The organism is Pseudomonas sp. Pseusp10 (assembly GCF_059492225.1).
Map to the genome: position 1 here is coordinate 3,020,510 of NZ_CP168528.1, position 25,916 is coordinate 3,046,425.

The following is a 25,916-nucleotide window of genomic DNA, read 5'->3' on the forward strand; positions in this document are numbered from 1 at the left end:
ACCCAACGGGGGCAAGCCCCCTCGCCACAGGAAAGTGTTTTGACCTGCATTAGCGAATGGAAGCGGCCGCCCACCACTCATCCAGTGTTGCCTGCAACCACGCAAACACGTCGGCGTAAGCAGCATCGTCCTGCGAACCCCGGGGCAACGGCGACTCATCGCCAAAATGTGCATTGAGCATGGTCACCGACTCGGCGTTCCACTCCGGATGAAACTGCAACCCCAGCCGCGCCGGCCCGGCGCGGTACATCTGCTGCACACAGTGTTCGCTGCTGGCCAACAGCTGCGCGGCAGGCGGCAGGTCGATGGCATCCTCGTGCCATTCCAGCACCTTCAGTGTTTGCCCCTCGATAAAGGTCACGGTGGTCCATCCGGTTTCGGTCTGGTCCATCCGCCGTACATTCCCTCCGAGACTCAGCGCCAGCAACTGAGCCCCCAGGCATATGGCGAACACGGCCGCGTCATGATCGAGACTGCCTTTGAGCCATTGCCGTTCGGCCTCCAGCCAGGCCGGGCCGGCATTGGATTCGTAAGGTCCGCCCAACAGGATCACGGGATCGGCGCTGGCGGGCGGCAATTGGCCGAGGTCTGCGCGAAACACCTTCAGCGTCAGCCCTCGGGATTCGGCCCAGAAGGCGATGGCACCCGGACCTTCGGCGGGGTGGTGCTGGATCAGGTTCAACGTGGGCATCACGCTACTCTCGATGGGACGCAAGGGCGCTCAATGTGCCGCAAAACTCCCGGCATCGCCAGTCAGTTCATTCCGTCGGATGACGCCCGAAAATCTGTAGGTCTGGTCTGAAAACGCGGCGTGTCTGACAGACTTTGCACTGTCATGGAGCGTGCACCTCAACGCCTGCATCCTGCTGCCACTTTTCTATAAGTATTTGTCGCTTCAGCGTAATTTGCCCTCCAGTAGCCACTCTAGACTGCCCGCCCACCCCGGTTCCCGCTCACGAAGCGATGACCGAACGCTGCCAATCGAAGCTGCCAATAAAAGCCTCCGCACACAGGAGTTATAAATGAAGAAGCTAGTGATGTTCGGTGCCCTGGCACTGTCGATGTTGTCCCTGACCGCTGTGGCCGAAGACGCCAAGCCGATTCGCATCGGTATCGAAGCCGGCTACCCGCCATTCTCGATGAAAACCCCTGACGGCAAACTCACCGGTTTCGACGTGGACATCGGCGACGCCCTGTGCGAGCAGATGAAAGTCAAGTGCACCTGGGTCGAGCAAGAGTTCGACGGCTTGATCCCTGCGCTGAAGGTCAAGAAAATCGACGCCATCCTGTCGTCCATGACCATCACTGACGACCGCAAGAAGAACGTCGATTTCACCATCAAGTACTACCACACCCCGGCGCGCTTCGTGATGAAGGAAGGTTCCAGCATCAAGGACCCGCTGACCGAACTCAAGGGCAAGAAAGTCGGTGTGCTGCGCGCCAGTACCCACGACCGCTTCGCCACGGAAGTGCTGGTGCCTGCCGGTATTGACCTGGTGCGCTACGGCTCCCAGCAGGAAGCCAATCTGGACATGGTTTCCGGCCGCATCGATGCGCTGCTGGCCGACTCGGTCAACCTGGACGACGGTTTCCTGAAAACCGACGCCGGTAAAGGTTTTGCCTTCGTCGGTCCTGAGTACAACGATCCGAAATACTTCGGTGGCGGCGCCGGCATTGCCGTGCGCAAGGGTGATAAAGAACTGGCGGACAAGTTCAACACCGCTATCACCGAAATCCGCGCCAACGGCAAGTACAAGCAAGTGCAGGACAAGTACTTCAAGTTTGACGTTTACGGCGAGTAAGCGAGCCGTTTAAAAAAGTGGCAGCCGTTGAAGCGGTTGCCATTTTTTTTGTGCAATCATTTTCAGCACTGAGATACCTGTGGGAGCGGGCTTGCTCGCGAAGGCGTCGTGTCAGGCAACATGGATGTTGAATGTACCGGCGCCTTCGCGAGCAAGCCCGCTCCCACAGGTGATCTCGCCGTACAGACATCAGGAGCCCCCCACATGCAACGCATCGACCACAAACTTCCCTGGAGCCACCTGGGCAGCGAGCGCACCCTCAGCGTGTTTCGTTATGGCGCGGGCACGCGCAAGGTGTACATCCAGGCCAGCCTGCACGCCGACGAATTGCCTGGCATGCGCACGGCCTGGGAGTTGAAGAAACGCCTGACCGAACTTGAACAACAGGGACAATTGAACGGTGTGATCGAGCTGGTGCCGGTGGCCAATCCCATCGGCCTCGACCAGCACTTGCAAGGCAGCCATATGGGGCGTTTCGAGCTGGGCAGCGGCAAGAACTTCAACCGCTCGTTCGTCGAACTCAGTGCGCCGGTGGCCGCGTTGATAGGTGATCGCCTGGGCACTGACGCCCAGGCCAACATCGCGCTGATTCGCCAGACCATGGGTCAGGTTCTCGACGGCTTGCCGGCAGCGGCATCGCAGCTGGAAGCCATGCACCGTCTGTTGCTGCGCCATGCCTGCGACGCCGACATCACCCTCGATCTGCATTGCGATTTCGATGCAGCGATTCACATCTACGCCTTGCCGCAGCACTGGCCGCAATGGCAATCCCTGGCGGCGCGTTTGAAGGCCGGCGTGGCGTTGTTGTGTGAAGACTCCGGCGGCAGTTCGTTCGATGAATCCTGTTCTTCGCCATGGTTGCGCCTGGCCAGGGCGTTCCCGGCGGCGGCGATTCCACCGGCCAACCTGGCGACCACGCTGGAGCTGGGCAGCATGGGAGATACCCGGGTCGACCAGGCCCAGGCCAATTGCGAGGCAATCCTCGGGTTCCTTGCCGAGCAAGGTTTCATCTCCGGCACCTGGCCGGCGGCACCGGCCGAATGCTGTGAAGGCATGCCATTCGAAGGCACCCAATACCTGTTCGCACCGCATCACGGCGTGGTCAGCTTCTTGCGTGAGGCCGGGGAGTGGGTGGAGAAGGGCGATGCGCTGTTCGAAGTGGTCGACCCGTTGAACGACAAGGTCACCACCGTGCAGGCCGGCACCAGTGGCGTGCTGTTCGCCATCGACCGTGGGCGCTATACCCAGCCAGGCTCCTGGCAGGCGAAAGTGGCGGGGCGCGAGGCGATTCGGGCGGGGAAGTTGATCAACGACTGAGCCGGAATTTTCATTGCCCGCCCGGGCCTCATCGCGAGCAGGGCTCGCTCCTACAGGGACTGCGCAATCCCTGTAGGAGCGAGCCCTGCTCGCGATGGCGGCATTCGCCACGCCCGAGATGTTCCTGCCTACTGACCAGTGTTAGGCTCTTGCGCGAATCCTGCATTCCGTGAAGGAAGTCCCATGTTGAAGATTCTCGCGCTGCTCACCCTCCTGGCATCCACTGCCGTCCTCGCCCAATCCCCGCTGCAAACCGACCTGCCGCTCAAGTACCTGGAGCAGGCCAACGCCGATTCGAACCATCAACCCCTGGTGATTTTTCTTCACGGTTACGGCAGTAACGAGCAGGACCTGTTCGGCATCAAGGACGACTTGCCCGAGTCCTACACCTACCTGTCGGTGCGGGCACCTTTGGTGATGGAAGCAGGCAGCTATCAGTGGTTCCGCAAGAAGGGCGAAGGGGCCTACAACGGCGAGACCGATGATCTGAAGTCCAGCGGCCAGTTGCTGCTGGATTTCGTCGCACAGGCCACGAAGAAATATCACACCGAGCCCGAGAAGGTATTCCTGGTGGGGTTCAGCCAGGGCGCGATCATGACCTACGAAACAGGCCTGCGGCATCCCGAGGCGCTCGGTGGGATCGCTGCATTGAGCGGGCGGATTCTGCCGGTGCTCAAGTCCGAGCTCCAACCGGATGAAAAACGTCAGTCGCTGGCAATTTTCATCGGTCATGGCGAGCAGGACAAACGCCTTCCCTACAGCGACGGCACCGAAGCCAACAGTCTGTTGCAGAGCGTGTCACTCGAACCCGAGTTCCACGGCTACCCTGGTGTCGGTCACAACATCAGCGCCGACGAGATACAGGATTTGAGCGCCTGGTTGCAGCGTCTCAACCCCTGAGTCTTATTTTCCACTGACGATCTGTTTGATCAGGGTTTCGTGGGCCGCCATGTCACCGGGGCGGGAAATCACCTGAATCACCGCCATGCGGGTGCCGGATGCCGCCATCAGCGTGGTGGTGAGGGTCATGCCACCGCCCTGCGTGGCAGTGCCGTCGACCTGGCGCAGGCCCAGCCCGGATTTCTGGGTCAGGGTTTTCTCGCTGAGCTTGTTGTAGTCGGGCAGGGACTTGTGTTGCGCCGCATCGAAGTCGGCCACGGTGCCGTCGAGGAACCCGCCGTCGTTGTCCTTGACGCTGATACCTTTGGGCAGGGTGTTTTCAGCGGCGATCACCACGGTCTTGGTGGTCTCATTGCTGTACAGGGTGCCGTTGGCACCGCCCGGGCTGGCCGGCAGCGGGTTGGCGAGGAAACCCTTGGGCAGGTTGAAGGTGAACTTGCCGCCGAGCATCGAGACCTTCTGTGCTGGCGCATCGCTGGAAGTGGCCTTGGCGGCCTGCGCATTCAAAGCCCCAAGGCCGGTAGCGGCTGCCAGCAGCAGGACAAGGGCTTTTTTACTCAACAATGACATCGGAATCTCCAGGGATGGACGCGCGGTGGGGCGCGATCATCCCATGGAGTTTGTGATGCATTCCAGCGTGCTCTAACGAGTGGTCACTCAGGCAAAGCAGCGATCTGGGGTTAGGTGGCTTACCTGTGACGAGGGGGCTTGTCGGAACGCCGCACCGCCCCTCTGGGCCGCGAAGCGGCCCCCTGCATTCTTTCAGACGTACCTCATCGAACGTGTTTCGGTGCTTTGACGGTTCCTCCAGCGTCCGTCGTCGGGCCAACCGGCTGCGCCAGCAGACGCTTTGTCACGCCCAGCATGGCCACCGACACCGCGATGCCCAGCACAAAAGCGTTCATTCCCATCGTCGGCAGGGTCAGCGCCAACACCAGGCAGAAGGCGGCGAACGAGTACATGCCGGTGGCGGTGGCGCGCAGCAACGCGGCGGTAAAGGCCGGGCCATGGGTTTGCTGGGAGAACACCGCCATCACGCTGCCCAACACCGGGAACACCGCCAGCAGGCCGCTCCAGCGGTCGCCGACGGTGCTGGCCAGCAATGTTACGACCAGCGTGAGCAATGCCCCGGCCACCATGCGCAGCACAAGCTTGTCGGATTTCGGTGCCGGGCCACTGAGCACCGGTTGCACGGGGGGGAACAGATAAGGCGCGGCGAGCAGCGCGGTCGCGGCGGCGCACAGCGAAAACACCAGGGATCCCGGAATCAGCGACAGGACAACCGCCACCAGCGCCCAGACCACCAGCGAGACCATCAACGCCAGTGGCCACCCGGCCCGTTGTGCGACCTGGGCGTAGGTCACGCAAAACGCAATCATCGCGAACATGGCCGACAGTGCAGCGGTGGCCGATTGCGCGGCGAACGCCGGGCCTTGTTCAAGGGCGAGGAACAACAGGATCGGCCCGACCACCACCGGCAACCCCGACAACCAACCGGCCACGCTCGGCCCCCAGCGTTTGCCAGCCAGGGAAATCAGCAGCAGAAAGCCTGGGATCACCAGCAGTTTAAGGATCAACACGCGCACGTCTCCGACCTGTGTGAGGTAGCAACGGTAACATTGCGTCGGGTAGATTGCTTTATGTGTATATGGATTTTGTATACAAAAACATGGCCCTTCGGAAATTGTACGAAAAGGTCTTTTGCGCCTACGTTTTTCTGGGCATCCCGCGATGAGGCCAATCCGTATGAACCACCAACGATCACCGCTGCGCCATGGTCTGTGGCTGCTTGTTTTGCTGAGCTGCCAGGCCCTGGCCAATTGGCAGGATTCGCTGCCCGGTGCGCAAGTCATTGGCAGTGGTGAGTTTCGCAAGTACGGCTTCGATGTCTACAGCGCACGGCTCTGGAGTACGTCGCGGCCCTTGGCGAGGGATCAGCCGTTCGCCCTGGAGCTGATCTACCAGCGCAACATTTCCCGTGAAGATCTGGTGAATGCCAGCGTCAGGGAGATCAAGCGACTCGCCGGCACCTCGATCAGTGCCGGGCAACTGGCGTCCTGGCAGGTGCAGATGCAGCAGTCGTTCGTCGATGTGCAGGCCGGCACGCGGCTGACCGGGGTGTACCTGCCGGGGCAGGGCGCGCGGTTTTTTCTTGGTCAGGAGTTGTTGCGTGAAGTGAAGGACCTGCAATTCGCCCAGGCATTTTTTGCCATCTGGCTCGATCCGCGTACCAGCAACCCCGAGTTGCGCCAGCAGTTGCTGGGCATGGCTCCGTAGACTTTGCTTTGTGGTGATCAGTGGGGCGGACAGTGGGTTGACTCTGCAGTTCTTGGGGTGACTTGTCGGGCCCCTTCGCGAGCAAGCCCGCTCCCACAGTGGATCGTGCCCGTCTGGACAACTCGGTCAAATGTGGGAGCGGGCTTGCTCGCGAAGAACGATAACGCGGTCTAACTGAAAAAAACGCAGGCAAAAAGAACCCGGTGCGACTTGCATCGCACCGGGTGTTTGTCCAGACGGCGACGGATCTTCGTGGGTCCCCGTGCCGCCTGTTGAACGCTGTTGGCTTAAGCCCGTTCGAGCGCCAGTGCTACGCCCTGACCACCACCGATGCACAGGGTGGCGAGGCCTTTTTTGGCATCACGCTTGAGCATTTCATGCAGCAGGGTCACCAGTACGCGGCAACCCGAGGCGCCGATCGGGTGACCCAGGGCAATGGCGCCGCCGTTGACGTTGACCTTGTTCAAGTCCCATTCCAGGTCCTTGGCCACGGCCAGCGATTGCGCGGCGAAGGCTTCGTTGGCTTCGATCAGGTCCAGCTGGTCGATGTTCCAGCCGGCCTTGTCCAGGCAACGCCGAGTGGCCGACACCGGGCCGATGCCCATGATCGCCGGGTCGACGCCTGCGTTGGCGTAGGCGGCGATTTTCGCCAGGACCGGCAGGCCGAGGGCCTTGGCTTTTTCGGCGCTCATCAGGATCACGGCGGCGGCTCCGTCGTTCAGCGACGACGCATTGCCAGCGGTCACCGAACCGTCCTTCTTGAAGGCCGGCTTGAGCTTGCCCAGGGATTCGGCGGTGGTGCCTGCCCGTGGCTGTTCGTCGGTGGCGAAGGACAGCGGATCGCCCTTGCGCTGCGGGATCAGGATCGGCGTGATTTCATCGACAAAGCGCCCGGCTTCGATGGCGGCCACGGCTTTCTGCTGCGAGGCCGCAGCGAAGGCGTCCTGCTGCTCGCGAGTCAGGCTGTACTTCTCGGCCAGGTTCTCGGCAGTGATGCCCATGTGGTAATCGTTGAACGCATCCCACAGGCCATCGCTGATCATGGTGTCGACGATCTGCGCGTGCCCCATGCGCAGGCCGGTGCGCGCGCCGGGCATGACGTAGTTGGCCAGGCTCATGTTTTCCTGGCCACCTGCGATGATCACCTCGGCATCGCCGCAGCGGATCGCCTGGGCGCCCAGGTGCAGGGCCTTGAGGCCCGAACCGCAGACCTTGTTCAGGGTCATGGCCGGTACGGCGAAGGGCAGGCCGGCCTTGATCGCGGCCTGGCGCGCAGGGTTCTGCCCGGCGCCGGCGGTCAATACCTGGCCCATGATCACTTCATCGACTTCGGCCGGGTTCAGGCCGGTTTGCGCCAGCAACTGGCGGATCACCGCAGCGCCCAGGTCAACCGCGGACACATTGGCCAGCGAACCCTGGAAACTGCCGATCGCGGTGCGCGTGGCGGCAACAATGACGACTTCTTGCATGGAATGATTCCTCACTGGGCAGCGAACTGCATTTCCGGAACGTGGTCCGGGACGATCAGTTTACCAGCGGTCTTGGCGACGATTTCCTCAACGCTGACGCCAGGTGCGCGTTCCTTGAGGACAAATGCGCCATTTTCGATTTCCAGGTAGGCGAGGTCGGTCAGCACGCGCTTGATGCACCCGGCGCCGGTCAGCGGCAGGCTGCATTGGGACAACAGCTTGGACTCACCATCCTTGGACGCGTGGGTCATGATGACGATGATGTTGTCCGCGCCGGCCACCAGGTCCATCGCGCCGCCCATGCCCTTGACCAGTTTGCCGGGGATCATCCACGAGGCGATGTTGCCTTGCACGTCCACTTCAAACGCGCCCAGCACGGTCAGGTCGACATGACCACCGCGGATCATCGCGAAGGACTCGGCCGAGGAAAAGATCGAAGCGCCGATACGAGCGGTTACGGTTTGTTTGCCGGCGTTGATCATGTCGGCATCAATGGTTTCTTCAGTAGGAAAAGGACCCATGCCCAGCAGGCCGTTTTCCGACTGCAGCATGACTTCCATGCCTTCGGGGATGTAGTTGGCGACCAGGGTCGGAATGCCGATGCCCAGGTTCACGTAGAAGCCGTCCTGCATTTCGCGGGCGACGCGTTGAGCCATTTGTTCGCGGGAAAGTGCCATTGTCGTTATTCCTTCATTCGGTCCGGGGGCAGGGGATCACTTACGCACGGTGCGCTGTTCGATACGCTTTTCGAACGTGCCGCAGATGATCCGGTCGACGTAGATGCCAGGGGTGTGGATCTGCGCCGGGTCCAGCTCGCCGGGTTCGACGATTTCTTCGACTTCGACCACGGTGATCTTGCCGGCGGTGGCCGCCAGCGGGTTGAAGTTCTGCGCGGTGTGACGATAGATCACGTTACCGAAATGGTCGGCTTTCCAGCCTTTGACGATGGCGAAGTCGCCGGTGATGGACTCTTCCATCAGGTACTTGCGGCCATGGAATTCGCGCACTTCCTTGCCTTCGGCAACTGGAGTGCCAACGCCGGTGGCGGTGAAGAAGGCCGGAATGCCTGCGCCGCCAGCGCGCATTTTCTCGGCGAGCGTGCCTTGCGGGGTCAGGATGACTTCGATTTCGCCTTTGAGCAGTTGCTCTTCGAACAGCTTGTTTTCGCCGACGTAGGACGCCACCACTTTGCTGATCTGGCGGTCGGTCAGCAGCACGCCAAGGCCAAAACCGTCGACGCCGCAGTTGTTGGAAACCACGGTGAGGTTGCGAGTGCCCTTGCGCTTGATCTCGGCGATCAGGTTTTCCGGGATGCCGCACAGGCCGAAGCCGCCAGCGATCACGGTCATGCCGTCTTCAAGACCTGCCAGAGCTTCCTCGTAGGAACTCACGCGCTTGTCGAAACCTGCCATATGCACCTCTTTTATTCTTTGTGGGCGGCTGGCTAGCCGAATGGAGTTGAGTGTCGCGCTGGTTAATTCATTTGTTAAGTTGATTTTTAATGTTGATTAATAGATAAAACTCAACAAACCGCTGCTTTCTTGCAGCTCCAAGCTTGTAGCTTACAACTGGAAGCGAAGCGACCATGACCATTAAGCAGATCCGCGCCTTTCTGGCCGTGGCCCAGAGCCTGAGCTTTGCCGTGGCCTGCGAACGCCTGCACCTGTCGCAATCGGCCCTGAGCCTGACCATCAAGGCGCTGGAAGAAGGCCTGGGCGGGCGCCTGTTCACCCGCAACACGCGCAACGTGGCGCTCACGGCCGAAGGCGAATCCCTGGTGCCGCTGGCACGCCGGTTGATTGCCGACTGGGACAACGCCGAAGATGAACTGCGTCAACGCTTTACCCTGCAGCGCGGTCGCGTGACCCTGGCGGCGATGCCGTCGTTCGCCGGCAACCTGCTGCCGCCGATCCTCAAGACATTCCGCGCCCGCTATCCGAACGTCAACGTGACGGTTAACGACGTGATCAACGAGCAAGTGCTGGAAATGGTCCGTGACCGCCAGGTGGAACTGGGGGTGGCGTTCGAGCCGACCCAGAGTTCGCCGCTGCAATTCACGCCGTTGTACATCGACCGTTTCGTCGCGGTGGTGCCCCTGGATTCGGCGCTGGCCGGGCGGGAAGACATCGACTGGCAGACTCTGCTCAAGGAGCCGTTCATTACCTTGCAGCGACCTTCCACCGTGCGGGTAATGCTGGAAGAGCATTTGCAGGCCCGCGGCATGAAGCTGTCGGTGGAGTTTGAAAGCCATCAACTGGCGACGGTCGGGCGCATGGTCGCCAGTGGCCTGGGTGTGAGCGCGGTGCCGGCCTTGTGCGCGGGGCAGATGCGTGAGCTGGGCGCGCGTTGCATCACCTTGCGTGACCCGGTGGTGGAGCGGGCGCTCGGGGTGTTGACCTTGCCTGGGGGAGAACTGTCGGCGGCGGCGCAGGCCTTGTTCGATGTGCTGAAAGAGGAAAACCTGGGTCAGCGATTTCCCTGAGTTGCATGGGGGGCCTTGTGGGAGCGAGCTTGCTCGCGATGGCGGAGGATCAGTCAGTAAATGTGTTGTATGTGCCGCCCCCATCGCGAGCAAGCTCGCTCCCACAGGGTATTGTGTTGATCAGGAAGTGAGGCGTTCTGCCAGTAAGGGCAACAGCTGCTCGCACGCCCCCTCAATCTTCAGATCCAGAATCTCATCCGCCCGGGTCTTGCCCAGGTTGATGGCAATCAACGGCTTGCCCTGATCCACCACCGCCCGGCACAAGCGAAACGCCGAATAGGCCATCAGCGACGAGCCGACCACCAACAGCCCTGCAGCCTGTTCGACAACCGTCATCGCCTTGGCCGCCGTGGCCTGCGCGACGTTTTCACCAAAAAACACCACATCCGGCTTCATCCGTTCCCCGGCGCAATGCGGGCAGTGCGGGACCTGGAAGCGTGCCTCGAAGGCCGGGTCGAGCAAGGTGTCGCCGTCCGGCGCCTGTACCGCGTCGACACCGGCCAGGTACGGGTTCTGTGTTTCCATCAAGCGCTGGATCGAATCGCGCTCGCTGCGCCGGCCGCAATCCAGGCACAGCACCCGGTGCAGACTGCCGTGGAGTTCGATCACATCGTGGCTGCCTGCCTGGTCGTGCAGGGTGTCGACGTTCTGGGTGATCAACCCGCTGATCTGCCGCGTGCCCTGCAGACTGGCCAGGGTGTCGTGGGCCACGTTCGGCTGCGCCTGACGGACCCGTGGCCAACCGAGCATCGCCCGCGCCCAATAGCGTCGCCGGGACTCCGGGGCCGAGAGAAACTCCTGGTACATCATCGGCTGCCGACCCCGCCGCACGCCCTGGTTGTCGCGATAATCGGGGATGCCCGAAGGTGTACTGATGCCGGCACCGGTCAGCACTGCAAACGGCGCGTCGGCCATGAGCTGATGGAGGCGGTCGAGCTGGTCACGGATCATGCTGTCGAGCATGCTGGGAAACCTGTAGGAGCGAGCTTGCTCGCGATGGTCGTCAACGATAACACTGTAAGCCTGACACCCCGCGGCGTAATCGCGCTTTTCGCGAGCAAGCTCGCTCCTACAGAAGACGGGTGGCGGTGTTTACTTGCGCGCCTCCAGAATCAGGTTGAACGGCGTTTCCGTGGCTCGACGAAAACGGGTGAAACCCGCTTCGGTGAATACCTTGCGCAACCGCGCTTCACCGGCCTGGGCACCCAGGCCGAGGCCGACTTCCTGGGACAGCGAGTTGGGCGTGCAGATGAAGGTCGACGCCGCGTAGAACAGGCGTCCGACCGGGTTGACGTTGTCGTCGAGCAAATCGTTGGCGTAGGGCTCGACCAGCAGCACCGTGCCGTCGTCTTTCAATGATTCATAAGCATGTTTGGCCGCACCCACCGGGTCACCCATGTCGTGCAGGCAGTCGAAGTAGCAGATCAGGTCGTAGTCGCTGCCAGGGTAGCTTTTTGCCGTGCCCTGGAAGAACCTGGCCCGGCCGGACACACCGCCTTCTTCGGCCCGTTGGGTGGCGACGGTAACGGAGGGCGCGTGGTAGTCGAAGCCGACGAAGCGCGAATCCGGAAACGCCTGGGCCATGATCACCGTCGAGGCGCCATGACCGCAGCCGATGTCCGCCACTTTGGCGCCGTCTTCCAGTTTGGCCGCCACGCCGTCAAGGGCCGGCAACCATTCGGTGACCAAGTGGGCTTTGTAGCCAGGGCGAAAGAAACGTTCGGTACCACTGAACATGCACGGATGGTGCTCGCCCCAGGGCAGGGCGCCGTTGCCGCGCATGGCTTTGACCAGTTTGTCCTTGTCATGGAAAAACGACGCGACCACGCCGATCCCGCCCGCCACATAAACCGGTGAGTCTTCGTTTGCCAAAGCCATGGCTTGTTCTTCGGGCAGACGGAACTGGCCGTCACGGTGTTCCATGTAGCCGGAAGCGGCGTGGGCACTGAGCCATTCGCGCAGCAGGCGGGTGTTGCAGCCGGTTTTGGCGGCGAGTGCTTCCGGGGTCATTGGCTGACTGTCGGCCATCGCCCGGTACAGGCCGAGCTCTTCGCCGAGGATGACGTTGGCGAGCATCGCCGCGCCTCCCATGTCATTTACCAGTTTGCCCATGAAATCGTTGAGTCTGGCCTCGTCCATCACGTGTGCTCCTTCAGCAGGATCACGGTCCAGGGGCATTGTGTGGGGAGGTGTTCGCCGCTGGGCGGTGGTCGTGGGAATGTGCAGGGCACCAAGCGGGTCCTGCGTGCATTTAGTTTAGTTCGCAGGCCATATAGCGCCGCGTTGAGCGACGAAAGCTACCTTTCCCTGACCGACACTGGACCTTGTGGGAGCGAGCTTGCTCGCGAAAGCGGCAGGTCAGTCAACCTTTCTTTTGAATGTGCCGGCCTCTTCGCGAGCAAGTCGGATCGCCGCATCGCCGCTCCCACAGGTATCGGCAGTGCCCGCAAGGATCGTGTGTATCCCACTGTATCCAGACCCCTTTTTGACACAGTGACCTCTTATTCCGGCCCCAGCCGAACACAGTCCCGATACACCCCTTCGATTAACTGTGTCTCATGGCGGGCACCGGCTCGCGTCCTTGAACATCTTGTGAGATCGACACCATGCAGACCTCCATTCCCCCAGAAGCCAAGGCCAGCGTCGGCCTGGGCCTGCGCCGCGGTTTAATGAAAGACCTCCAGGCCGCGCCGTCAGGCGATTTCGATTTTCTGGAAGTCGCGCCGGAAAACTGGATCGGCATCGGCGGCGCCCACGGCGCCGCATTGCGGGCCCTGGCCGAACGCTATCCGTTGTCCTGTCACGGCTTGTCCCTGTCCCTGGGTGGGCCGTCGCCGCTGGACGTCGATTTTCTGCAAGAGGTTCGCAGCTTCCTCGATCACTACAACGTGCCGCTGTACAGCGAGCACCTGAGTTACTGCAGTGATGACGGTCACCTGTACGACCTGTTGCCGTTGCCTTTCACCGAAGAAGCGGTGCACCACGTCGCTGCGCGGATCCGTCAGGCCCAGGACATCCTCGGTCGGCGCCTGGCGGTGGAAAACGTTTCCTATTACGCCGCGCCCCAACAGGACATGGATGAGGTGACATTCACCAATGCCGTGCTGCGTGAGGCCGACTGCGACCTGCTGCTGGACGTCAACAATGTCTACGTCAATTCGATCAACCACGGCTTCGATCCGCAGGCGTTTCTCGCCGGCATCGATTCGGGCCGGGTGGTGGCCATGCACATTGCCGGGCATTTCGACGAATCCGACACCTTGAAAATCGACACCCATGGTGCTTCGGTCAAACCGGTGGTGTGGTCGTTGCTGGAGCAGGCGTATGCCCGGTTTGGCGCACAACCGACCTTGCTTGAGCGGGACTTCAACTTTCCGGCATTCACCGAGCTGGTGGCGGAATTGCAGACCATTCGCCGCTTGCAACAGGAGGGCGTGAACCGTGGATAAACATTCGCTGCACCAACAGCAAAGCATCATGGGCCAATACCTGCGAGACCCCGAGCATTGCGCGCCACCCACCGAAATGGACCCGGTGCGGGCACAGGTTTACCGTGATCTGGTGTTCGCCAATCTGTCTTCGCTGCTCAGTGGTACCTTTCCTGTGTTGGTGAGGATTCTGGGCGATGAACGCTGGCGTTCACTGGTGCGGATCTTTCTGCGGGACTACCGCGCCCGTACACCGAAATTTGGTGAGATCGCTCAGGAGTTTGTCGAGTTCCTCGCGACCGGGCCTGAGGCGTTGACCGGTGGACCGTGGCCACCTTTCATGGTGGAGCTGGCGCATTACGAGTGGGTGGAAATGGCGCTGCAACAGTCCGAGGCCGAGCCGTTGGCAGCGGGTGATGCCGGGTTGTTGCTGGATCGGCCGTTGCAAGTGTCGCCGTTGGCTTGGCCGTTGGCTTACGCCTGGCCGGTGCAACAAGTGGGACCGGATTATCAGCCTGACGTTTTACCGGCTCAGCCGACGTTGTTGCTGGTGCGTCGTGCCGAGGACTGGAGTGTGAAGTTTTCCGAGTTGAGTCCGTTAGCGTGGCGGTTGTTGCAGCGGATTGGCGAGTTTCCAGAGCTGACTGGGCGTGAGCAGCTGCAAGGATTGGCGGTCGAGGCGGGGCAGGTCGGTTCTTTGGTGTTTTTCGAGGGTGGTTTGGGGTTGTTGCGGCAGATGCATGGGGAGGGGGTTGTGGGGGGTATTGATTGAGTACATATCCATTTGTTTGGTAACGACGACTTATGGTTTCGCCCTTACGGCCATCCCTTTCAAGGTCTTTTCGTTTTGGCGGCCTTGATTGCCCGGTCCGTTGAAACATGCGCATGCACCGCGGTGCCTTGGACCCATGTCTTGGGCTTGGGCACCTTGGGGCCACGGGGACTTTTCGCAACTTGTTTTGGCTGGATGTTTTTGGCCAGTTCCAACAAACGCTGGGCCAGTTTTTCCGCAGGGATAACGGGAAGATGTTCCGAGGGCAGCGCAATCTGCAGGCCTTCATAACCACTTCGGATCTGAACCGCCAAATGGTAGGTCGAGGCCTCCCAACCTTCAGGCTGAGTATCCCGATGGGCTTGCTCGACGCTTCGTTTGAGTACGGCCAGGACGTTGTAGGCCAATACCGCCGTGGTGAATCCGAGCAAGGCAGCCTTCGGGCTGCCAAGGGTTTCGATTTCACTTTCCAGGATCGCTTCCAGCCGCTGGAACATGCCTTCAATGCTCCAGCGACGGCGATAGAGTTCCGCGATCTGCTGCGCACTGATGCTTTCAGGCAGGTTGCTCCAGAACATCAAGCTGCTGTAACCCGAGTCCGTTGGCGAATGAAGCGTCAGTTCGACGCGCCGACATTGGTAACCGCCTCTGACTTGGATGATCTGCTCACGGACCGTGCCTGTTTCCACAGGTACGGGCGCTTGCCACTCACCCTCTTGAATCAAGCGCGGGTGCTTGGCTTGCTGACGAATCACAAAGGAGGTTTGGACCTGCTCACACGCTGCCATGACCGGCAGCGTGCAGTAGAGTCGATCAGCCAGCCACACCTGGCCCGGTTCGGCATCGGCCAATAGAGGCAGCACACAAACACGCTCGCTTGCATAGGCATCCTCACACGCCTGAAGGTCGATGACCTGATCCAGGTCGGGGTCGTAGACAACCACCGAAAAACCGGGACGAGCGGCGCCGCGCTCGTGGCGTAAAGCCCCCAGACGCTTCTCAGTGGAGGCCAAGTGATTACCGTCCACTACCCGAACCTGCCACCCCGGCAGCATCGTCGTGCAACCCAGATCCTTGATGGTTGGCGTCAGGCGTTGTGCACAGCCCGTGACCAAGGCGCGCAACAGCGCAGGCTCGGTACGACTGATCTTGTCGTAAAGGGCTGCCAAGCTGACAGGAAGATCTTCCAGTTGCCGTGCGGCGGCGTGCAGGGATGGCTTCAAGCCTAATGAAACAAGGGACATCAGCTTGATGATGGTCGAGAACAATAGTTCACGAGAATACTGCCGTTGCCGATGTTCTTCGAAAACCTGATCGACCCACTCAGGGGCAATAGCCTGCTCCAGCGCCAATTTGGCCATGACGCTGGCAGGTGCTTTTTTTTCGAATCGAGCTAGAACATCGGCCCACATCTTTCGGGTATCCCTGACTGAAATTTCAGGGGATTTTACCTAAGACCTTGAAAGGGATGGCCCTTACGGCGAGTCACTTTTTTTACAAGCGCCTAAAAAAAGTAACCCAAAAAACGCTCGCCCCTTACGTACGGCCCCTCGCTTAGGCTCGGGGTTCCTTCGCTCCGGCATTCATCCGGGGGCATTGCCCTCCGGTCGGCTTCGCGCGACCTACATGCAATGAGTTCGACTGCGTCGAACGGCGCTGCGCGCCCATCCCCGGATGAACACCTCCACTCAGCCTGCCGAGGGGGCGGGTGGATCAAGATCAAAAGCTGCAGGCGAGCTAACGCTCGGCCTGATGAGTGGTGAAGAGCGTGGGCGTACGCCGACCGGCCGTTGCTCTTCTGTGGGAGCGAGCTTGCTCGCGATGGCGGCCTGCCAGCCGACCAATTTCTACCGAATGTACTCGGTCCAATTGTGGGAGCGAGCCTGCTCGCGATGGCTGCCTTCCAGCCGACCAATTTCTACCGAGTGTACTCGGTCCAATTGTGGGAGCGGGCTTGCTCGCGAAGACTGCCTTCCAGCCGACCAATTTCTACCGAGTGTACTCGGTCAAATTGTGGGAGCGAGCCTGCTCGCGATGGCTGCCTTCCAGCCGACCAATTTCTACCGAATGTACTCGATCCAATTGTGGGAGCGGGCCTGCCCGCGATGGCTGCCTGCCAGCCGACGATTCTTTTACGGCTGCACTGGCAATCGTAGCTCCGCACACAACCCGCCACCCTCACGATTGCTCAAGGTCAACGACCCACCAATCGCTATCGCCAGTTGCTGGGCAATCGCCAGCCCCAGTCCGGTGCCGCCGGTGCTGCGGTTGCGGGAGTTTTCCACGCGGTAGAACGGTTCCATCACTTGCTTGAGTTCTTCCTCGGCAATCCCCGGGCCACGATCAAGGATCTTGATCGACAGGTTGCCATCGGCCTGTTTTTCCACCCGCAACTCGGCAGCACCGGCAAACTTCAATGCGTTGTCCGTCAGGTTGACCAGCACCCGGCGCAAGGCGTGTGGGCGGGTGTCGATGACGGCTGCACTCTTGCCTTCGAGCCGCACGTCCTTGCCCATGTCCTGGTAGTCGAACACCAGGCTGTCGAGGAACGAGTCGAGGTCGGTGCGGCGGCTTTCTTCGGTGGCGCCGTGGATGCTGCGGGCGTAGGCCACGCCTTCGCGCACCAGGTGTTCCATCTCGCCCAGGTCGTTCCACAGTTTGTCTTTTTCGCTGGAGTCGTCCATGAACTCGGCGCGCAGTTTCATGCGGGTGATCGGGGTTTGCAGGTCGTGGGAAATCGCTGCGAGCAATTGCATGCGTTCTTTCAAGTACGCCGCGATGCGTGCCTGCATCGAGTTGAAGGCCTTGGCAGCGTGGGCGACTTCGGTCGGGCCTTTTTCGTCCAGGAGCACGGGATGGGCGTTGGGGTCCAGGGTTTCGACGGCACCGGCGAGGCGGGTGAGGGGGCGGATGGCGATTCTGACCGCCAGCCAGGAGCAGGCCAGCATCAGCGCCAGTTGCCCGAGCAACACGATGGGCAGCCAGGGCGACAACGGGACCATTGCGGGGCGCACGTCGATGGTCAGCGGGCTGCCGTCCGCCAGGTTCAGATGCACTTGAAAGTGCTTTTTCGGCCCGGGGATATCGGTAAAGGTCATCGGGTAATCGTGGCCGATGGCGTCCTTGATCGAGGCGATGGCAATGGGCGCATCGGGCATGTCGGTGCTGATGGGGGTGCCCGGCGAACCCTCATTGAGCAGGTAACTGTAGTTGTGTCGCTCCAGTTGCTGCAGCCAACCGGCCCGCTCTTCGGCGGGCAAGCGGTCGAGGATGGCAATGGACGTGGAAACATCGGTTTCCAGGTTGCCGAGCATGGTGTTTTTCGAGGATTCGTAGCGCTCGTAATACTGCGCGCCGAAGGACAGCGCCTGGGCGAGGATCAGGCCGATCAGGAAAATCAGCGACAGCCGCGAGGCCAGGGTACGCGGCCAATGTAACGCCTGCGTCATGATTGATCGCCCAGGATTTCCACCGGCAGGGAAAATACATAGCCTTCACTGCGCACGGTCTTGATGTAGGCCGGTTCGCGGGCGTCGTCCAGCAGGCGCTGGCGCAGGCGACTGACCAGCAGATCGATGGAGCGGTCGAACAGGTCGGCGTCGCGGCCCTGGGTCAGGTTCAGCAATTGATCACGGTTGAGCACCCGTTGCGGATGGTCGAGAAACACCCGCAGCAATCGATATTCGGCACCGCTCAGGGCCACCATGGTGCCGTCCTGATCGAGCAGGTGACGGGCCGAGGTGTCCAGGCGCCAGCGGCCGAAGGCCAACAGGCGGCTGGCTTCGGTCACCACCAGGTTCGGCGGCAGCATGCGTGTACGCCGCAGCACCGCGTTGATCCGCGCCAGCAGTTCACGGGCAGCGAACGGCTTGACCAGGTAGTCGTCGGCGCCCATTTCCAGGCCGAGGATGCGATCGGTTTCATCGTTGCGGGCGGTGAGCATCAGCACTGGCGTGGTCTTGTGTTTGCCGGCGCGCAACTCGCGGCAGAGCAGCAAGCCATCGTCCCCCGGCATCATGATGTCCAGCACGATCAGGTCCACCGGGGTGGTTTCCAGAAACGCGCGCATCTGCCGTCCGTCCGCCACGACCGTGGTGCGCAGGCCGTTCTTCTTCAGGTAGTTGCCAACCAGTTCGCGGATTTCGCGGTCATCGTCAACGATGAGGATGTGATCAACGTGATCCATTGGGCCAAACCTCTGATAAATGGGGAATGCCACACAGTCTATCGAGCTCGGGCGGGCTCGCCTGCCGCCCTTTGTATTGCAGTGTATCTGGCTTGCCTGCGGATACACACGAAGGCAAAAAAGCCGGTTTTCAGCGGTTTTGTATTGCTGTGTATCCAGGCCCCGTTCTGATACGAACCGATTGATTCGCGCCGATTCCCGACACAGACGAGATACCTCGCAGGCTTTTAATAGGTTCCATCGAGGCAAATCAGACCGCCTCGGATCAACCAACGATCAACCTGTTGAAACCTTGAGGAACTCGCCATGAACACCAAAGCCATCTACGCCGCTTGCCTGTTTGCCGCCCTGAACATCTGCACCCTGTCGGCCCGCGCCGAAGCCGATGTCGCTCCAAAAACCTACACCTACGGCACCCAACTTGACATCAAGAAAGTGGTGTCGCTGACCGAGGACACTACACCGTCCTGCGGCGTGGTGAATGCGCGGCTGACGTACCTCGACTCCCAGTCCAAGACCCAAGTGCTGGATTACCGCAAGTTGGCTGACAACTGCAACTCGGAAAACTGAGTGTCGCGATAAACGACTACTTAATCCATTTGAAACAGGAAGACCATCATGAATAACGTTTCCCGCTACCTGACCGCCATCGTCTTTGCCGTCGCCGGTGCAGCAGCCCATGCCAACGCTGCTGTCGAACAAAGCGCCTGCGCCAGCAACACCTGCTTCCAGCTCACGCCGGTGGCAGAGAAGGGCACCCATGGCTTCCTTGCACAAGACGGTTCCAGCCGTACGCCGCAAGGGCAGATGCTTGCCGAGAACGGTTCCAGCCGCACGCCTCAGGGGCAGTTGCTGGATGAGCAGACAGCTTGAAAACACCCCAATCCACTGTGGGAGCTGGCTTGCCAGCGAAGGCGGCCTTGCAGGTGACATCTCTATTGAATGTACCGGCCTCTTCGCGGGCAAGCCCGCTCCCACATTGATTGTGTGTCGCCCTCTGATTTGTCTTAGGTGATCCCATGTTACTCATCGCTTTCCTGGGCGGCATATTGACCGTCCTCAGCCCGTGCATCCTGCCGGTCGTGCCCTTCCTGTTTGCCGGTGCCGACCGCACACGCTCCTCGATCCTGCTGACCCTCGGCGGTATGGTCCTGACCTTTGCCCTGGTCTCCAGCCTGGCCGTGGTCAGCACTGAGTGGGTGATACAGGCCAGCAACACCGGCCGCCACGTCGCCCTGTTCGTGATGGTGCTGTTCGCCCTGTCGCTGATTTCCGCCCGGGTCGGTGACTGGCTGGCTCGTCCTTTCGTGCTGCTGGGCAATCGCATCGACCCGGACTCGCGCAAAATGTCCGGACCTCTGGCTTCGATCATGATCGGTGTCGCCACCGGGCTGCTTTGGGCGCCGTGCGCCGGACCGATCCTCGGGGTGATTCTCACCAGTGCCATGCTGCAAGGCGCGAACGCCGGCACCAGTCTGCTGCTGGTGGCTTATGGCGCGGGCAGTGCGTTGTCCCTGGGCACGTTGATCTTTGCCGGTCGCGGCCTGGTCAATCGTTTGAAACCGTCGATCCCGGTCACTGGCTGGTTGCGTCGGGGCGCCGGGGTTGCGGTGCTGGCCGGTGCGGCGGTGATCGCCACGGGTGCCAATGACCTGTTGCTGGCCAACACCTCATCGGAAGGTGTCAGCCGTGTGGAGAAAGGCGTGCTGGAAACCGTGCCGAAAGTCGTCGATTACCTGGTCAGCAAGGTCAAGGCCGACAGCGCCATGGACAACGCCCAAGGCGCCATGCCCTCGCTGTCCGGCGCAGTGGATTGGCTCAACTCGCCCGCACTGAGTAACGAAGCCCTGAAAGGCAAAGTGGTGCTGGTGGACTTCTGGACCTTCGACTGCATCAACTGCAAGCACACCCTGCCGTACGTGAAGGACTGGGCGAAGAAATATGAAAAGGACGGACTGGTAGTGATCGGCGTGCACACGCCTGAATACGGCTTTGAACGCATCATCGACAACGTCAGGGCCAAGGTGAAGGAATACGGCATCACCTACCCGGTGGCAATCGATAACAACTACGCGATCTGGCGCAACTTCGACAACCAGTACTGGCCGGCGCACTACCTGATCGATGCCAAGGGGCAGGTGCGTTACACCCACTTCGGTGAAGGCAGCTACGACACGCAGGAAAAAATGATTCAGCAGTTGCTGGAGGAGGCCAGGGCCAGCGCGCCAGCGGCTTGAACCATTCGATCAATGGCTCACAGGTCTCGCGCCATGAGCCATTGATCTTTTTCCCATGCCTGAAAACGCTCCTGCACAACCCAGCCGCGCCTGGCGTAATAAGCGCTCTGGTCCTGGGTGTGCAGGTAGATCCTCTTCTCGCCGTTGGCTTTGGCTTGTGCGCAAATCCCTTGGATCAAACGCTCCGCCAAGCCCTTGCCGCGTGCCTCGGGAGTGATGAACACACAAGCGAGCCAGGGCCCCAGATTCGGGCGATGGGTCAGGTCAGCCTTGGCCAGCGCTGCACCGCCCAACAGTTCGTCGTGGTCGAGGGCGATCAGGCACTTCCAGTCGCCGTTGTCTTGGCCTTCGGCGAATTCCCGTTGCCAGTCGGACAGGGGCTGTCCGGCGTATTCGTAGTGGAACTGCCGGTGGATCCACGAAGCGAATGTATTGCTGTGCTGCATATGTCGAGCAAGCCAGTCCAGGCGGGGTGCCATGTGATGAGTCCTTTCAGAGTTCAGTCGCTGGGTAGCGAGAGTAGCGGGCCTGGGCGGTGCTGTCGCCCCTGCCGGTTCAGCGACTGCTCAAGTGATTCGAGGTCGCCTGACCGCGCCGCCACGCCGCCGGCGGCGCACCGAACTCGCGACGGAAGGCCCGGCTGAAGGCGGTATCGGTCTGGTAACCGACTTCTTCGGCGATCCGCGTCAATGAACTGTTGCTGCTGCGTAACAGATTAGCGGCCAGCAACATGCGCCATTGCGTCAAGTACTGCATCGGCGACATCCCTACCAGTTGCTGGAAGCGTTCGGCCAACACCGATCTCGACGTGCTGGCGGTGCGTGCCAGTTCGTCCAGTGTCCAGGCGTGGCAGGGTCTTTTGTGCAAGGCGTTGAGGGCAGCGCCGACAATCCGGTCGCGCACACCGGCCAGCCAGCCCGTGCGCCCTTCGCCCTGTTCGTTCATGTACAGGCGCAACACCTCGATGAACAGCACTTCGGCCAGTTTGGCCAATACCCCTTCGCCGCCGGGGCGGGGCGAGCGGGCTTCGGCGAGGGCGTAGCGCACGGAAGATTCCAGCCAGATACCGGCGTTCGAACCGCGCACATTGACCCGCACCACAGCGGGCAATCCCTTGAGCAATATGCCCGCCAGGCGCGTGTCGCACGCCAGGTAGCCACACACCAGGCGGGTGACCGCGCCACCTCCGCCGTAGCTCAGTTGCCGGGGTCGTCGTGCCAGCACCGCATCCAGTCGCGCACCGCTGGCAGGGGGCAACCCCGGTCGGGAGCACATGCGATGGGCGTCACCCTGGGGGAAGATCACCACGTCGCCAGCACTCAGGAGCAGCGGCGGGTCATCGCCCAGTTCCACGTAACACTCGCCTTCGGTGATCAAGTGGAAGATCACCACCCGTTCCGCATCGGGCTCCAGAAACGGCGCCGCTGTATCGGCGCTGGGCGACTGGTAGCACCAGGGCGCGGTGAACCGGGCATTGATAAAGATCGCGCCGACCAGGTGCACGACGCGCAGGGTCTGTGACAGAGCGTCCATAGCGGTTTCCCCGTGGGAGGGTTCCTGATTGTGAACGTCTCGGCGCGCAACTTGGAATCTCCGGACGATCGGGCAGGCTTGGGCGACGATCGGGCAGGACGCCAGCGCCCGTCAGGACGATAGTTGGTTCACAGGGTCTGTGCCGGCCCTGCCACCCACAACAAGAAAAGAGAGGTTGCCATGCCGAAGTTCGTCATTGAACGTGAGATCCAGGGCGCCGGAGCTCTGTCGGAAAGGGATTTGAAAGCCGCTTCGCAAAAGTCCTGCCGGGCGTTGCGTGAATTGCCGGAGGTGCAGTGGCTGCAGAGTTATGTCACCGGCGACAAGCTCTATTGCGTGTACATCTCGCCGAGCGAGGCGCAGATCCAGGAGCACGCCAGGATCAGTGGTTTTCCCGCCAACCGCATTTCCCAGGTCATGAACATCATCGATCCGACGACGGCGGAGTAACCGCGACCGGACCCGATTCGTGTTTCAACCCAGAGATAGTCTCCATGAGTACACCCATTGATCTGACAGCCTTGAAAAACCGCCAGATGGCCTCGTGGGCCAGCGGTGACTACGCCGTAATCGGTACCACCCTGCAGATCGTCGGCGAGCAACTGGCCGAAGCCTGCGACCTGTTGTGCGATGAACGCGTGCTCGATGTTGCCGCCGGCAACGGCAACGCGACCCTCGCTGCGGCGCGCCGTGGTTGCCAGGTGACCTCCACCGACTATGTCGCTGCCTTGCTGGAGCGCGGCGAAGAGCGGGCCCAGGCAGAGCGCCTTAACGTCACCTTCCAGGTTGCCGATGCCGAAGCCTTGCCGTTCGCCGATGCGAGTTACGACGCCGTACTGTCGACCTTCGGCGTGATGTTCGCGCCGGACCAGCCCAAGGCCGCCGCAGAGTTGGCGCGAGTCTGCCGCCCGGGTGGGCGGATCGGCCTGGCCAACTGGACGCCTGAAGGCTTCGTCGGCCAGATGTTCAAGACTCTGGGCCAGCACCTGCCGCCCCCTCCAGGTGCAAATCCGCCCTCACGCTGGGGCAACGAAGCCTGGCTGCACGAGCATTTCGACGAGCGTGAATTCCTGCTCCAGGTGACGCGCCGCACGTTCAATTTCCGCTATCGCTCGGCGGCGCATTTCATCGACACCTTCCGCGACTGGTACGGACCGGTACACAAAGCCTTCGCTGCGCTGTCCGCAGATGGCGCCAAGGCCCTGGAGACCGACCTGACCGAGCTGATCAACCGGATGAACCGGGCGGGCGACAAGTCGCTGGTGGTGCCGAGTGAATACCTGGAGGTAGTGATCACGCGGCGTTGATTGGTAACAATGCAAAACCCTGTGGGAGCGAGCTTGCTCGCGATGGCGATCGTCCAGTCACAAGTGCTGTGTCTGATACACCGCTATCGCGAGCAAGCTCGCTCCCACAGGGATTGTGTGGTGGTCTTGGCATCTAAATCACTTCGGCCCCCCGCGCCTCCAGCAACTCACGCAACACCGACCGATGACAATGCGCTTCATCCTCGCGCCCGCAGATGGCGCCAAGGCCCTGGAGACCGACCTGACCGAGCTGATCAACCGGATGAACCGGGCGGGCGACAAGTCGCTGGTGGTGCCGAGTGAATACCTGAAGGTGGTGATCACACGGCGTTGATTGGTAGCAATGCAAAACCCTGTGGGAGCGAGCTTGCTCGCGATGGCGGTCGTCCAGTCACAAGTGCTGTGTCTGATACACCGCTATCGCGAGCAAGCTCGCTCCCACAGGGATTGTGTGGTGGTCTTGGCATCTAAATCACTTCGGCCCCCCGCGCCTCCAGCAACTCGCGCAACACCGACCGATGACAATGCGCTTCATCCTCGCGCCCGCAGATGGCGCCAAGGCCCTGGAGACCGACCTGACCGAGCTGATCAACCGGATGAACCGGGCGGGCGACAAATCGCTGGTGGTGCCGAGTGAATACCTGGAGGTGGTGATAACGCGGCGTTGATTGGTAGCAATGCAAAACCCTGTGGGAGCGAGCTTGCTCGCGATGGCGGTCGTCCAGTCACAAGTGCTGTGTCTGATACACCGCTATCGCGAGCAAGCTCGCTCCCACAGGGATTGTGTGGTGGTCTTGGCATCTAAATCACTTCGGCCCCCCGCGCCTCCAGCAACTCACGCAACACCGACCGATGACAATGCGCTTCATCCTCGCGCCCGCAGATGGCGCCAAGGCCCTGGAGACCGACCTGACCGAGCTGATCAACCGGATGAACCGGGCGGGCGACAAATCGCTGGTGGTGCCGAGTGAATACCTGGAGGTAGTGATCACGCGGCGTTGATTGGTAACAATGCAAAACTCTGTGGGAGCGAGCTTGCTCGCGATGGCGGTCGTCCAGTCACAAGTGCTGTGTCTGATACACCGCTATCGCGAGCAAGCTCGCTCCCACAGGGATTGTGTGGTGGTCTTGGCATCTAAATCACTTCGGCCCCCCGCGCCTCCAGCAACTCACGCAACACCGACCGATGACAATGCGCTTCATCCTCGCGCCCGCAGATGGCGCCAAGGCCCTGGAGACCGACCTGACCGAGCTGATCAACCGGATGAACCGGGCGGGCGACAAATCGCTGGTGGTGCCGAGTGAATACCTGGAGGTAGTGATCACGCGGCGTTGATTGGTAACAATGCAAAACTCTGTGGGAGCGAGCTTGCTCGCGATGGCGGTCGTCCAGTCACAAGTGCTGTGTCTGATACACCGCTATCGCGAGCAAGCTCGCTCCCACAGGGATTGTGTGGTGGTCTTGGCATCTAAATCACTTCGGCCCCCCGCGCCTCCAGCAACTCACGCAACACCGACCGATGACAATGCGCTTCATCCTCGCGCCCGCAGATGGCGCCAAGGCCCTGGAGACCGACCTGACCGACCTGACCGAGCTGATCAACCGGATGAACCGGGCGGGCGACAAATCGCTGGTGGTGCCGAGTGAATACCTGGAGGTGGTGATAACGCGACGTTGAAGGGCCATGCATAACCCCTTGTAGGAGCGAGCTTGCTCGCGATGGTCGATAACGATTACGCGTGATTTCTGGATGCACGCGGTGTTTTCGAGTCCATCGCGAGCAAGCTCGCTCCTACAAGGGGGCAGTGTTCAGACAAGCTAAATAACCTTCGCCCCCCGCGCCTCCAGCAACTCGCGCAACACCGACCGATGACAATGCGCTTCATCCTCGCAATAACATCCCACGGCCAGGGACGTCTGATGGGACAGTGCGGCCAGCAGGTCAAGCATCTGACTGGCAGCGGGCTGGTTCATCTCGGCCTTGAATTTGCGCCGGAACACTTCCCAGGCCCTGGCATCTTGCGCGGCCTTGGCTTCGGCCACCAATTGCGCACTGGGCGATAGCAGCGGCTGCCAGACATCATAAAAATCCCGACGGGCGAATTCGGCTTTCGGTACGCCACGGGGAGGGCGGCGTACCGTGCCCAGGCGTAACCCTTCGTCGGGGCGACGGGGTGATCCGAGTTGAACGATATGGACCGCCAT

Annotated in this window: 26 protein-coding genes and 10 pseudogenes; 17 read left to right on the top strand and 19 right to left on the bottom strand. The window is 61.1% G+C overall.

Translation table 11 applies throughout. The annotated features are described in order from the left end of the window. Nucleotides 1–49: 49 nt before the first annotated feature. Complete coding sequence (locus ACEN8Z_RS13605; RefSeq protein ID WP_495597978.1) at nucleotides 50–691, bottom strand: type 1 glutamine amidotransferase; 642 nt, start codon at nucleotides 689–691, stop codon at nucleotides 50–52. 331 nt (nucleotides 692–1,022) lie between these two features. Between ACEN8Z_RS13605 and ACEN8Z_RS13610 the strand changes: the two genes are divergently transcribed. From ACEN8Z_RS13610 to ACEN8Z_RS13620, 3 genes are all read left to right on the top strand, one after another. After that, the gene (locus tag ACEN8Z_RS13610) at nucleotides 1,023–1,802 is read left to right on the top strand and encodes an ABC transporter substrate-binding protein (protein ID WP_007996325.1); all 780 of its coding nucleotides are present in this window, start codon (nucleotides 1,023–1,025) and stop codon (nucleotides 1,800–1,802) included. A 204-nt stretch (nucleotides 1,803–2,006) separates the two neighbouring features. Further along, entirely contained in the window at nucleotides 2,007–3,119 is a 1,113-nt protein-coding gene (locus ACEN8Z_RS13615; protein ID WP_495597979.1) for a succinylglutamate desuccinylase/aspartoacylase family protein, read from the top strand. A gap of 183 nt (nucleotides 3,120–3,302) precedes the next feature. After that, the gene (locus tag ACEN8Z_RS13620) at nucleotides 3,303–4,019 is read left to right on the top strand and encodes an alpha/beta hydrolase (RefSeq protein ID WP_495597980.1); all 717 of its coding nucleotides are present in this window, start codon (nucleotides 3,303–3,305) and stop codon (nucleotides 4,017–4,019) included. A gap of 3 nt (nucleotides 4,020–4,022) precedes the next feature. On the opposite strand, the gene ACEN8Z_RS13625 is transcribed toward ACEN8Z_RS13620, so the two are convergent. Next, a complete protein-coding gene (locus tag ACEN8Z_RS13625) occupies nucleotides 4,023–4,589 on the bottom strand; it encodes a DcrB/PsbP domain-containing protein (protein WP_442100035.1) in 567 nt (188 codons plus the stop codon). Nucleotides 4,590–4,792: 203 nt separating this feature from the next. Further along, nucleotides 4,793–5,599 carry a hypothetical protein gene (locus ACEN8Z_RS13630; protein ID WP_495597981.1) on the bottom strand — a complete coding sequence of 269 codons (807 nt, stop codon included), beginning with the start codon at nucleotides 5,597–5,599 and terminating at the stop codon, nucleotides 4,793–4,795. Nucleotides 5,600–5,765: 166 nt separating this feature from the next. On the opposite strand from ACEN8Z_RS13630, the gene ACEN8Z_RS13635 reads away from it, so the two are divergent. Next, on the top strand, nucleotides 5,766–6,296 hold the full coding sequence (locus ACEN8Z_RS13635; RefSeq protein ID WP_495597982.1) for a chalcone isomerase family protein: 531 nt from the start codon (nucleotides 5,766–5,768) through the stop codon (nucleotides 6,294–6,296). 287 nt (nucleotides 6,297–6,583) lie between these two features. Here ACEN8Z_RS13635 and ACEN8Z_RS13640 read toward each other — a convergent pair whose 3' ends face one another. The 3 genes from ACEN8Z_RS13640 to ACEN8Z_RS13650 are packed head-to-tail and all read right to left on the bottom strand — an operon-like array spanning nucleotide 6,584 to nucleotide 9,177. Beyond that, nucleotides 6,584–7,765, bottom strand: a complete 1,182-nt coding sequence (locus tag ACEN8Z_RS13640) for an acetyl-CoA C-acetyltransferase (RefSeq protein ID WP_108232539.1) — start codon at nucleotides 7,763–7,765, stop codon at nucleotides 6,584–6,586. Between the two features lie 11 nt (nucleotides 7,766–7,776). After that, the gene (locus ACEN8Z_RS13645; RefSeq protein ID WP_007975748.1) at nucleotides 7,777–8,442 is read right to left on the bottom strand and encodes a CoA transferase subunit B; all 666 of its coding nucleotides are present in this window, start codon (nucleotides 8,440–8,442) and stop codon (nucleotides 7,777–7,779) included. 36 nt (nucleotides 8,443–8,478) lie between these two features. After that, nucleotides 8,479–9,177, bottom strand: a complete 699-nt coding sequence (locus ACEN8Z_RS13650; RefSeq protein WP_056854522.1) for a CoA transferase subunit A — start codon at nucleotides 9,175–9,177, stop codon at nucleotides 8,479–8,481. A 173-nt stretch (nucleotides 9,178–9,350) separates the two neighbouring features. On the opposite strand from ACEN8Z_RS13650, the gene ACEN8Z_RS13655 reads away from it, so the two are divergent. Beyond that, nucleotides 9,351–10,247: a LysR family transcriptional regulator gene (locus ACEN8Z_RS13655; RefSeq protein WP_495597983.1), complete on the top strand. Its 897-nt coding sequence runs from the start codon at nucleotides 9,351–9,353 to the stop codon at nucleotides 10,245–10,247. Between the two features lie 120 nt (nucleotides 10,248–10,367). Here ACEN8Z_RS13655 and ACEN8Z_RS13660 read toward each other — a convergent pair whose 3' ends face one another. Together ACEN8Z_RS13660 and ACEN8Z_RS13665 are read right to left on the bottom strand one after the other, a co-directional pair. Beyond that, the gene (locus ACEN8Z_RS13660) at nucleotides 10,368–11,210 is read right to left on the bottom strand and encodes an NAD-dependent protein deacetylase (RefSeq protein ID WP_495597984.1); all 843 of its coding nucleotides are present in this window, start codon (nucleotides 11,208–11,210) and stop codon (nucleotides 10,368–10,370) included. A 129-nt stretch (nucleotides 11,211–11,339) separates the two neighbouring features. Further along, nucleotides 11,340–12,386, bottom strand: a complete 1,047-nt coding sequence (locus tag ACEN8Z_RS13665) for a class I SAM-dependent methyltransferase (RefSeq protein WP_495597985.1) — start codon at nucleotides 12,384–12,386, stop codon at nucleotides 11,340–11,342. Between the two features lie 467 nt (nucleotides 12,387–12,853). Between ACEN8Z_RS13665 and ACEN8Z_RS13670 the strand changes: the two genes are divergently transcribed. Together ACEN8Z_RS13670 and ACEN8Z_RS13675 are read left to right on the top strand one after the other, a co-directional pair. After that, nucleotides 12,854–13,696, top strand: coding sequence for an HvfB family MNIO-type RiPP peptide maturase (locus tag ACEN8Z_RS13670; RefSeq protein WP_495597986.1), 843 nt, complete (start codon nucleotides 12,854–12,856; stop codon nucleotides 13,694–13,696). Continuing rightward, the gene (locus tag ACEN8Z_RS13675) at nucleotides 13,689–14,447 is read left to right on the top strand and encodes an HvfC family RiPP maturation protein (protein ID WP_495597987.1); all 759 of its coding nucleotides are present in this window, start codon (nucleotides 13,689–13,691) and stop codon (nucleotides 14,445–14,447) included. Before ACEN8Z_RS13670 ends, ACEN8Z_RS13675 begins: the two co-directional genes overlap by 8 nt. Before the next feature lie 59 nt (nucleotides 14,448–14,506). On the opposite strand, the gene ACEN8Z_RS13680 is transcribed toward ACEN8Z_RS13675, so the two are convergent. The 3 genes from ACEN8Z_RS13680 to ACEN8Z_RS13690 form a co-directional block, all read right to left on the bottom strand. Then, nucleotides 14,507–15,808, bottom strand: coding sequence for an IS4 family transposase (locus ACEN8Z_RS13680; protein WP_495598127.1), 1,302 nt, complete (start codon nucleotides 15,806–15,808; stop codon nucleotides 14,507–14,509). 771 nt (nucleotides 15,809–16,579) lie between these two features. Beyond that, complete coding sequence (locus ACEN8Z_RS13685; RefSeq protein ID WP_495597988.1) at nucleotides 16,580–17,896, bottom strand: ATP-binding protein; 1,317 nt, start codon at nucleotides 17,894–17,896, stop codon at nucleotides 16,580–16,582. Continuing rightward, nucleotides 17,893–18,633, bottom strand: a complete 741-nt coding sequence (locus ACEN8Z_RS13690; RefSeq protein ID WP_102701714.1) for a response regulator — start codon at nucleotides 18,631–18,633, stop codon at nucleotides 17,893–17,895. The genes ACEN8Z_RS13685 and ACEN8Z_RS13690 overlap by 4 nt, the downstream gene beginning before the upstream one ends. A 306-nt stretch (nucleotides 18,634–18,939) precedes the next feature. Here ACEN8Z_RS13690 and ACEN8Z_RS13695 point away from each other — a divergent pair, with 306 nt between their 5' ends. The 3 genes from ACEN8Z_RS13695 to ACEN8Z_RS13705 all read left to right on the top strand — a co-directional run bounded on the left by ACEN8Z_RS13695 (nucleotide 18,940) and on the right by ACEN8Z_RS13705 (nucleotide 20,870). Further along, nucleotides 18,940–19,203 carry a DUF2790 domain-containing protein gene (locus ACEN8Z_RS13695; protein ID WP_495025113.1) on the top strand — a complete coding sequence of 88 codons (264 nt, stop codon included), beginning with the start codon at nucleotides 18,940–18,942 and terminating at the stop codon, nucleotides 19,201–19,203. A gap of 48 nt (nucleotides 19,204–19,251) precedes the next feature. Then, nucleotides 19,252–19,506 carry a hypothetical protein gene (locus ACEN8Z_RS13700; RefSeq protein ID WP_495597989.1) on the top strand — a complete coding sequence of 85 codons (255 nt, stop codon included), beginning with the start codon at nucleotides 19,252–19,254 and terminating at the stop codon, nucleotides 19,504–19,506. A gap of 146 nt (nucleotides 19,507–19,652) precedes the next feature. After that, on the top strand, nucleotides 19,653–20,870 hold the full coding sequence (locus ACEN8Z_RS13705) for a cytochrome c biogenesis protein DipZ (protein ID WP_495597990.1): 1,218 nt from the start codon (nucleotides 19,653–19,655) through the stop codon (nucleotides 20,868–20,870). A 17-nt stretch (nucleotides 20,871–20,887) separates the two neighbouring features. Here the strand turns inward: ACEN8Z_RS13705 and ACEN8Z_RS13710 are convergent, their stop codons facing one another. Continuing rightward, entirely contained in the window at nucleotides 20,888–21,349 is a 462-nt protein-coding gene (locus ACEN8Z_RS13710) for a GNAT family N-acetyltransferase (RefSeq protein WP_495597991.1), read from the bottom strand. Between the two features lie 76 nt (nucleotides 21,350–21,425). After that, nucleotides 21,426–22,403 (bottom strand): AraC family transcriptional regulator, encoded by a 978-nt coding sequence (locus ACEN8Z_RS13715; protein WP_495597992.1) that lies wholly within the window; start codon nucleotides 22,401–22,403, stop codon nucleotides 21,426–21,428. 180 nt (nucleotides 22,404–22,583) lie between these two features. Between ACEN8Z_RS13715 and ACEN8Z_RS13720 the strand changes: the two genes are divergently transcribed. Together ACEN8Z_RS13720 and ACEN8Z_RS13725 are read left to right on the top strand one after the other, a co-directional pair. Further along, on the top strand, nucleotides 22,584–22,853 hold the full coding sequence (locus ACEN8Z_RS13720) for a DUF4242 domain-containing protein (protein ID WP_007995963.1): 270 nt from the start codon (nucleotides 22,584–22,586) through the stop codon (nucleotides 22,851–22,853). A 44-nt stretch (nucleotides 22,854–22,897) separates the two neighbouring features. Continuing rightward, nucleotides 22,898–23,710: a class I SAM-dependent methyltransferase gene (locus ACEN8Z_RS13725; protein WP_495597993.1), complete on the top strand. Its 813-nt coding sequence runs from the start codon at nucleotides 22,898–22,900 to the stop codon at nucleotides 23,708–23,710. 133 nt (nucleotides 23,711–23,843) lie between these two features. On the opposite strand, the pseudogene ACEN8Z_RS13730 reads toward ACEN8Z_RS13725, so the two are convergent. Beyond that, nucleotides 23,844–23,924: pseudogene (locus tag ACEN8Z_RS13730) on the bottom strand (DUF488 domain-containing protein); the annotation flags it as partial. Nucleotides 23,925–23,927: 3 nt separating this feature from the next. Between ACEN8Z_RS13730 and ACEN8Z_RS13735 the strand changes: the two are divergent. Continuing rightward, nucleotides 23,928–24,044 (top strand): annotated as a pseudogene (locus tag ACEN8Z_RS13735) (SAM-dependent methyltransferase); the annotation flags it as partial. A gap of 133 nt (nucleotides 24,045–24,177) precedes the next feature. Here ACEN8Z_RS13735 and ACEN8Z_RS13740 read toward each other — a convergent pair. After that, nucleotides 24,178–24,258, bottom strand: a pseudogene (locus ACEN8Z_RS13740) (DUF488 domain-containing protein); the annotation flags it as partial. 3 nt (nucleotides 24,259–24,261) lie between these two features. Here ACEN8Z_RS13740 and ACEN8Z_RS13745 point away from each other — a divergent pair. Continuing rightward, nucleotides 24,262–24,378, top strand: a pseudogene (locus ACEN8Z_RS13745) (SAM-dependent methyltransferase); the annotation flags it as partial. A gap of 133 nt (nucleotides 24,379–24,511) precedes the next feature. Here the strand turns inward: ACEN8Z_RS13745 and ACEN8Z_RS13750 are convergent. After that, nucleotides 24,512–24,592 (bottom strand): annotated as a pseudogene (locus tag ACEN8Z_RS13750) (DUF488 domain-containing protein); the annotation flags it as partial. A gap of 3 nt (nucleotides 24,593–24,595) precedes the next feature. Between ACEN8Z_RS13750 and ACEN8Z_RS13755 the strand changes: the two are divergent. Beyond that, a pseudogene (locus ACEN8Z_RS13755) lies at nucleotides 24,596–24,712 on the top strand (SAM-dependent methyltransferase); the annotation flags it as partial. Nucleotides 24,713–24,845: 133 nt separating this feature from the next. Here ACEN8Z_RS13755 and ACEN8Z_RS13760 read toward each other — a convergent pair. Next, nucleotides 24,846–24,926: pseudogene (locus ACEN8Z_RS13760) on the bottom strand (DUF488 domain-containing protein); the annotation flags it as partial. A 3-nt stretch (nucleotides 24,927–24,929) separates the two neighbouring features. On the opposite strand from ACEN8Z_RS13760, the pseudogene ACEN8Z_RS13765 reads away from it, so the two are divergent. After that, nucleotides 24,930–25,046, top strand: a pseudogene (locus ACEN8Z_RS13765) (SAM-dependent methyltransferase); the annotation flags it as partial. Nucleotides 25,047–25,179: 133 nt separating this feature from the next. On the opposite strand, the pseudogene ACEN8Z_RS13770 reads toward ACEN8Z_RS13765, so the two are convergent. Next, nucleotides 25,180–25,251: pseudogene (locus ACEN8Z_RS13770) on the bottom strand (DUF488 domain-containing protein); the annotation flags it as partial. Nucleotides 25,252–25,263: 12 nt separating this feature from the next. Here ACEN8Z_RS13770 and ACEN8Z_RS13775 point away from each other — a divergent pair. Further along, nucleotides 25,264–25,389: pseudogene (locus tag ACEN8Z_RS13775) on the top strand (SAM-dependent methyltransferase); the annotation flags it as partial. A 140-nt stretch (nucleotides 25,390–25,529) separates the two neighbouring features. Here the strand turns inward: ACEN8Z_RS13775 and ACEN8Z_RS13780 are convergent. Continuing rightward, nucleotides 25,530–25,916 carry a DUF488 family protein, N3 subclade gene (locus ACEN8Z_RS13780; protein ID WP_108231858.1) on the bottom strand — a complete coding sequence of 129 codons (387 nt, stop codon included), beginning with the start codon at nucleotides 25,914–25,916 and terminating at the stop codon, nucleotides 25,530–25,532.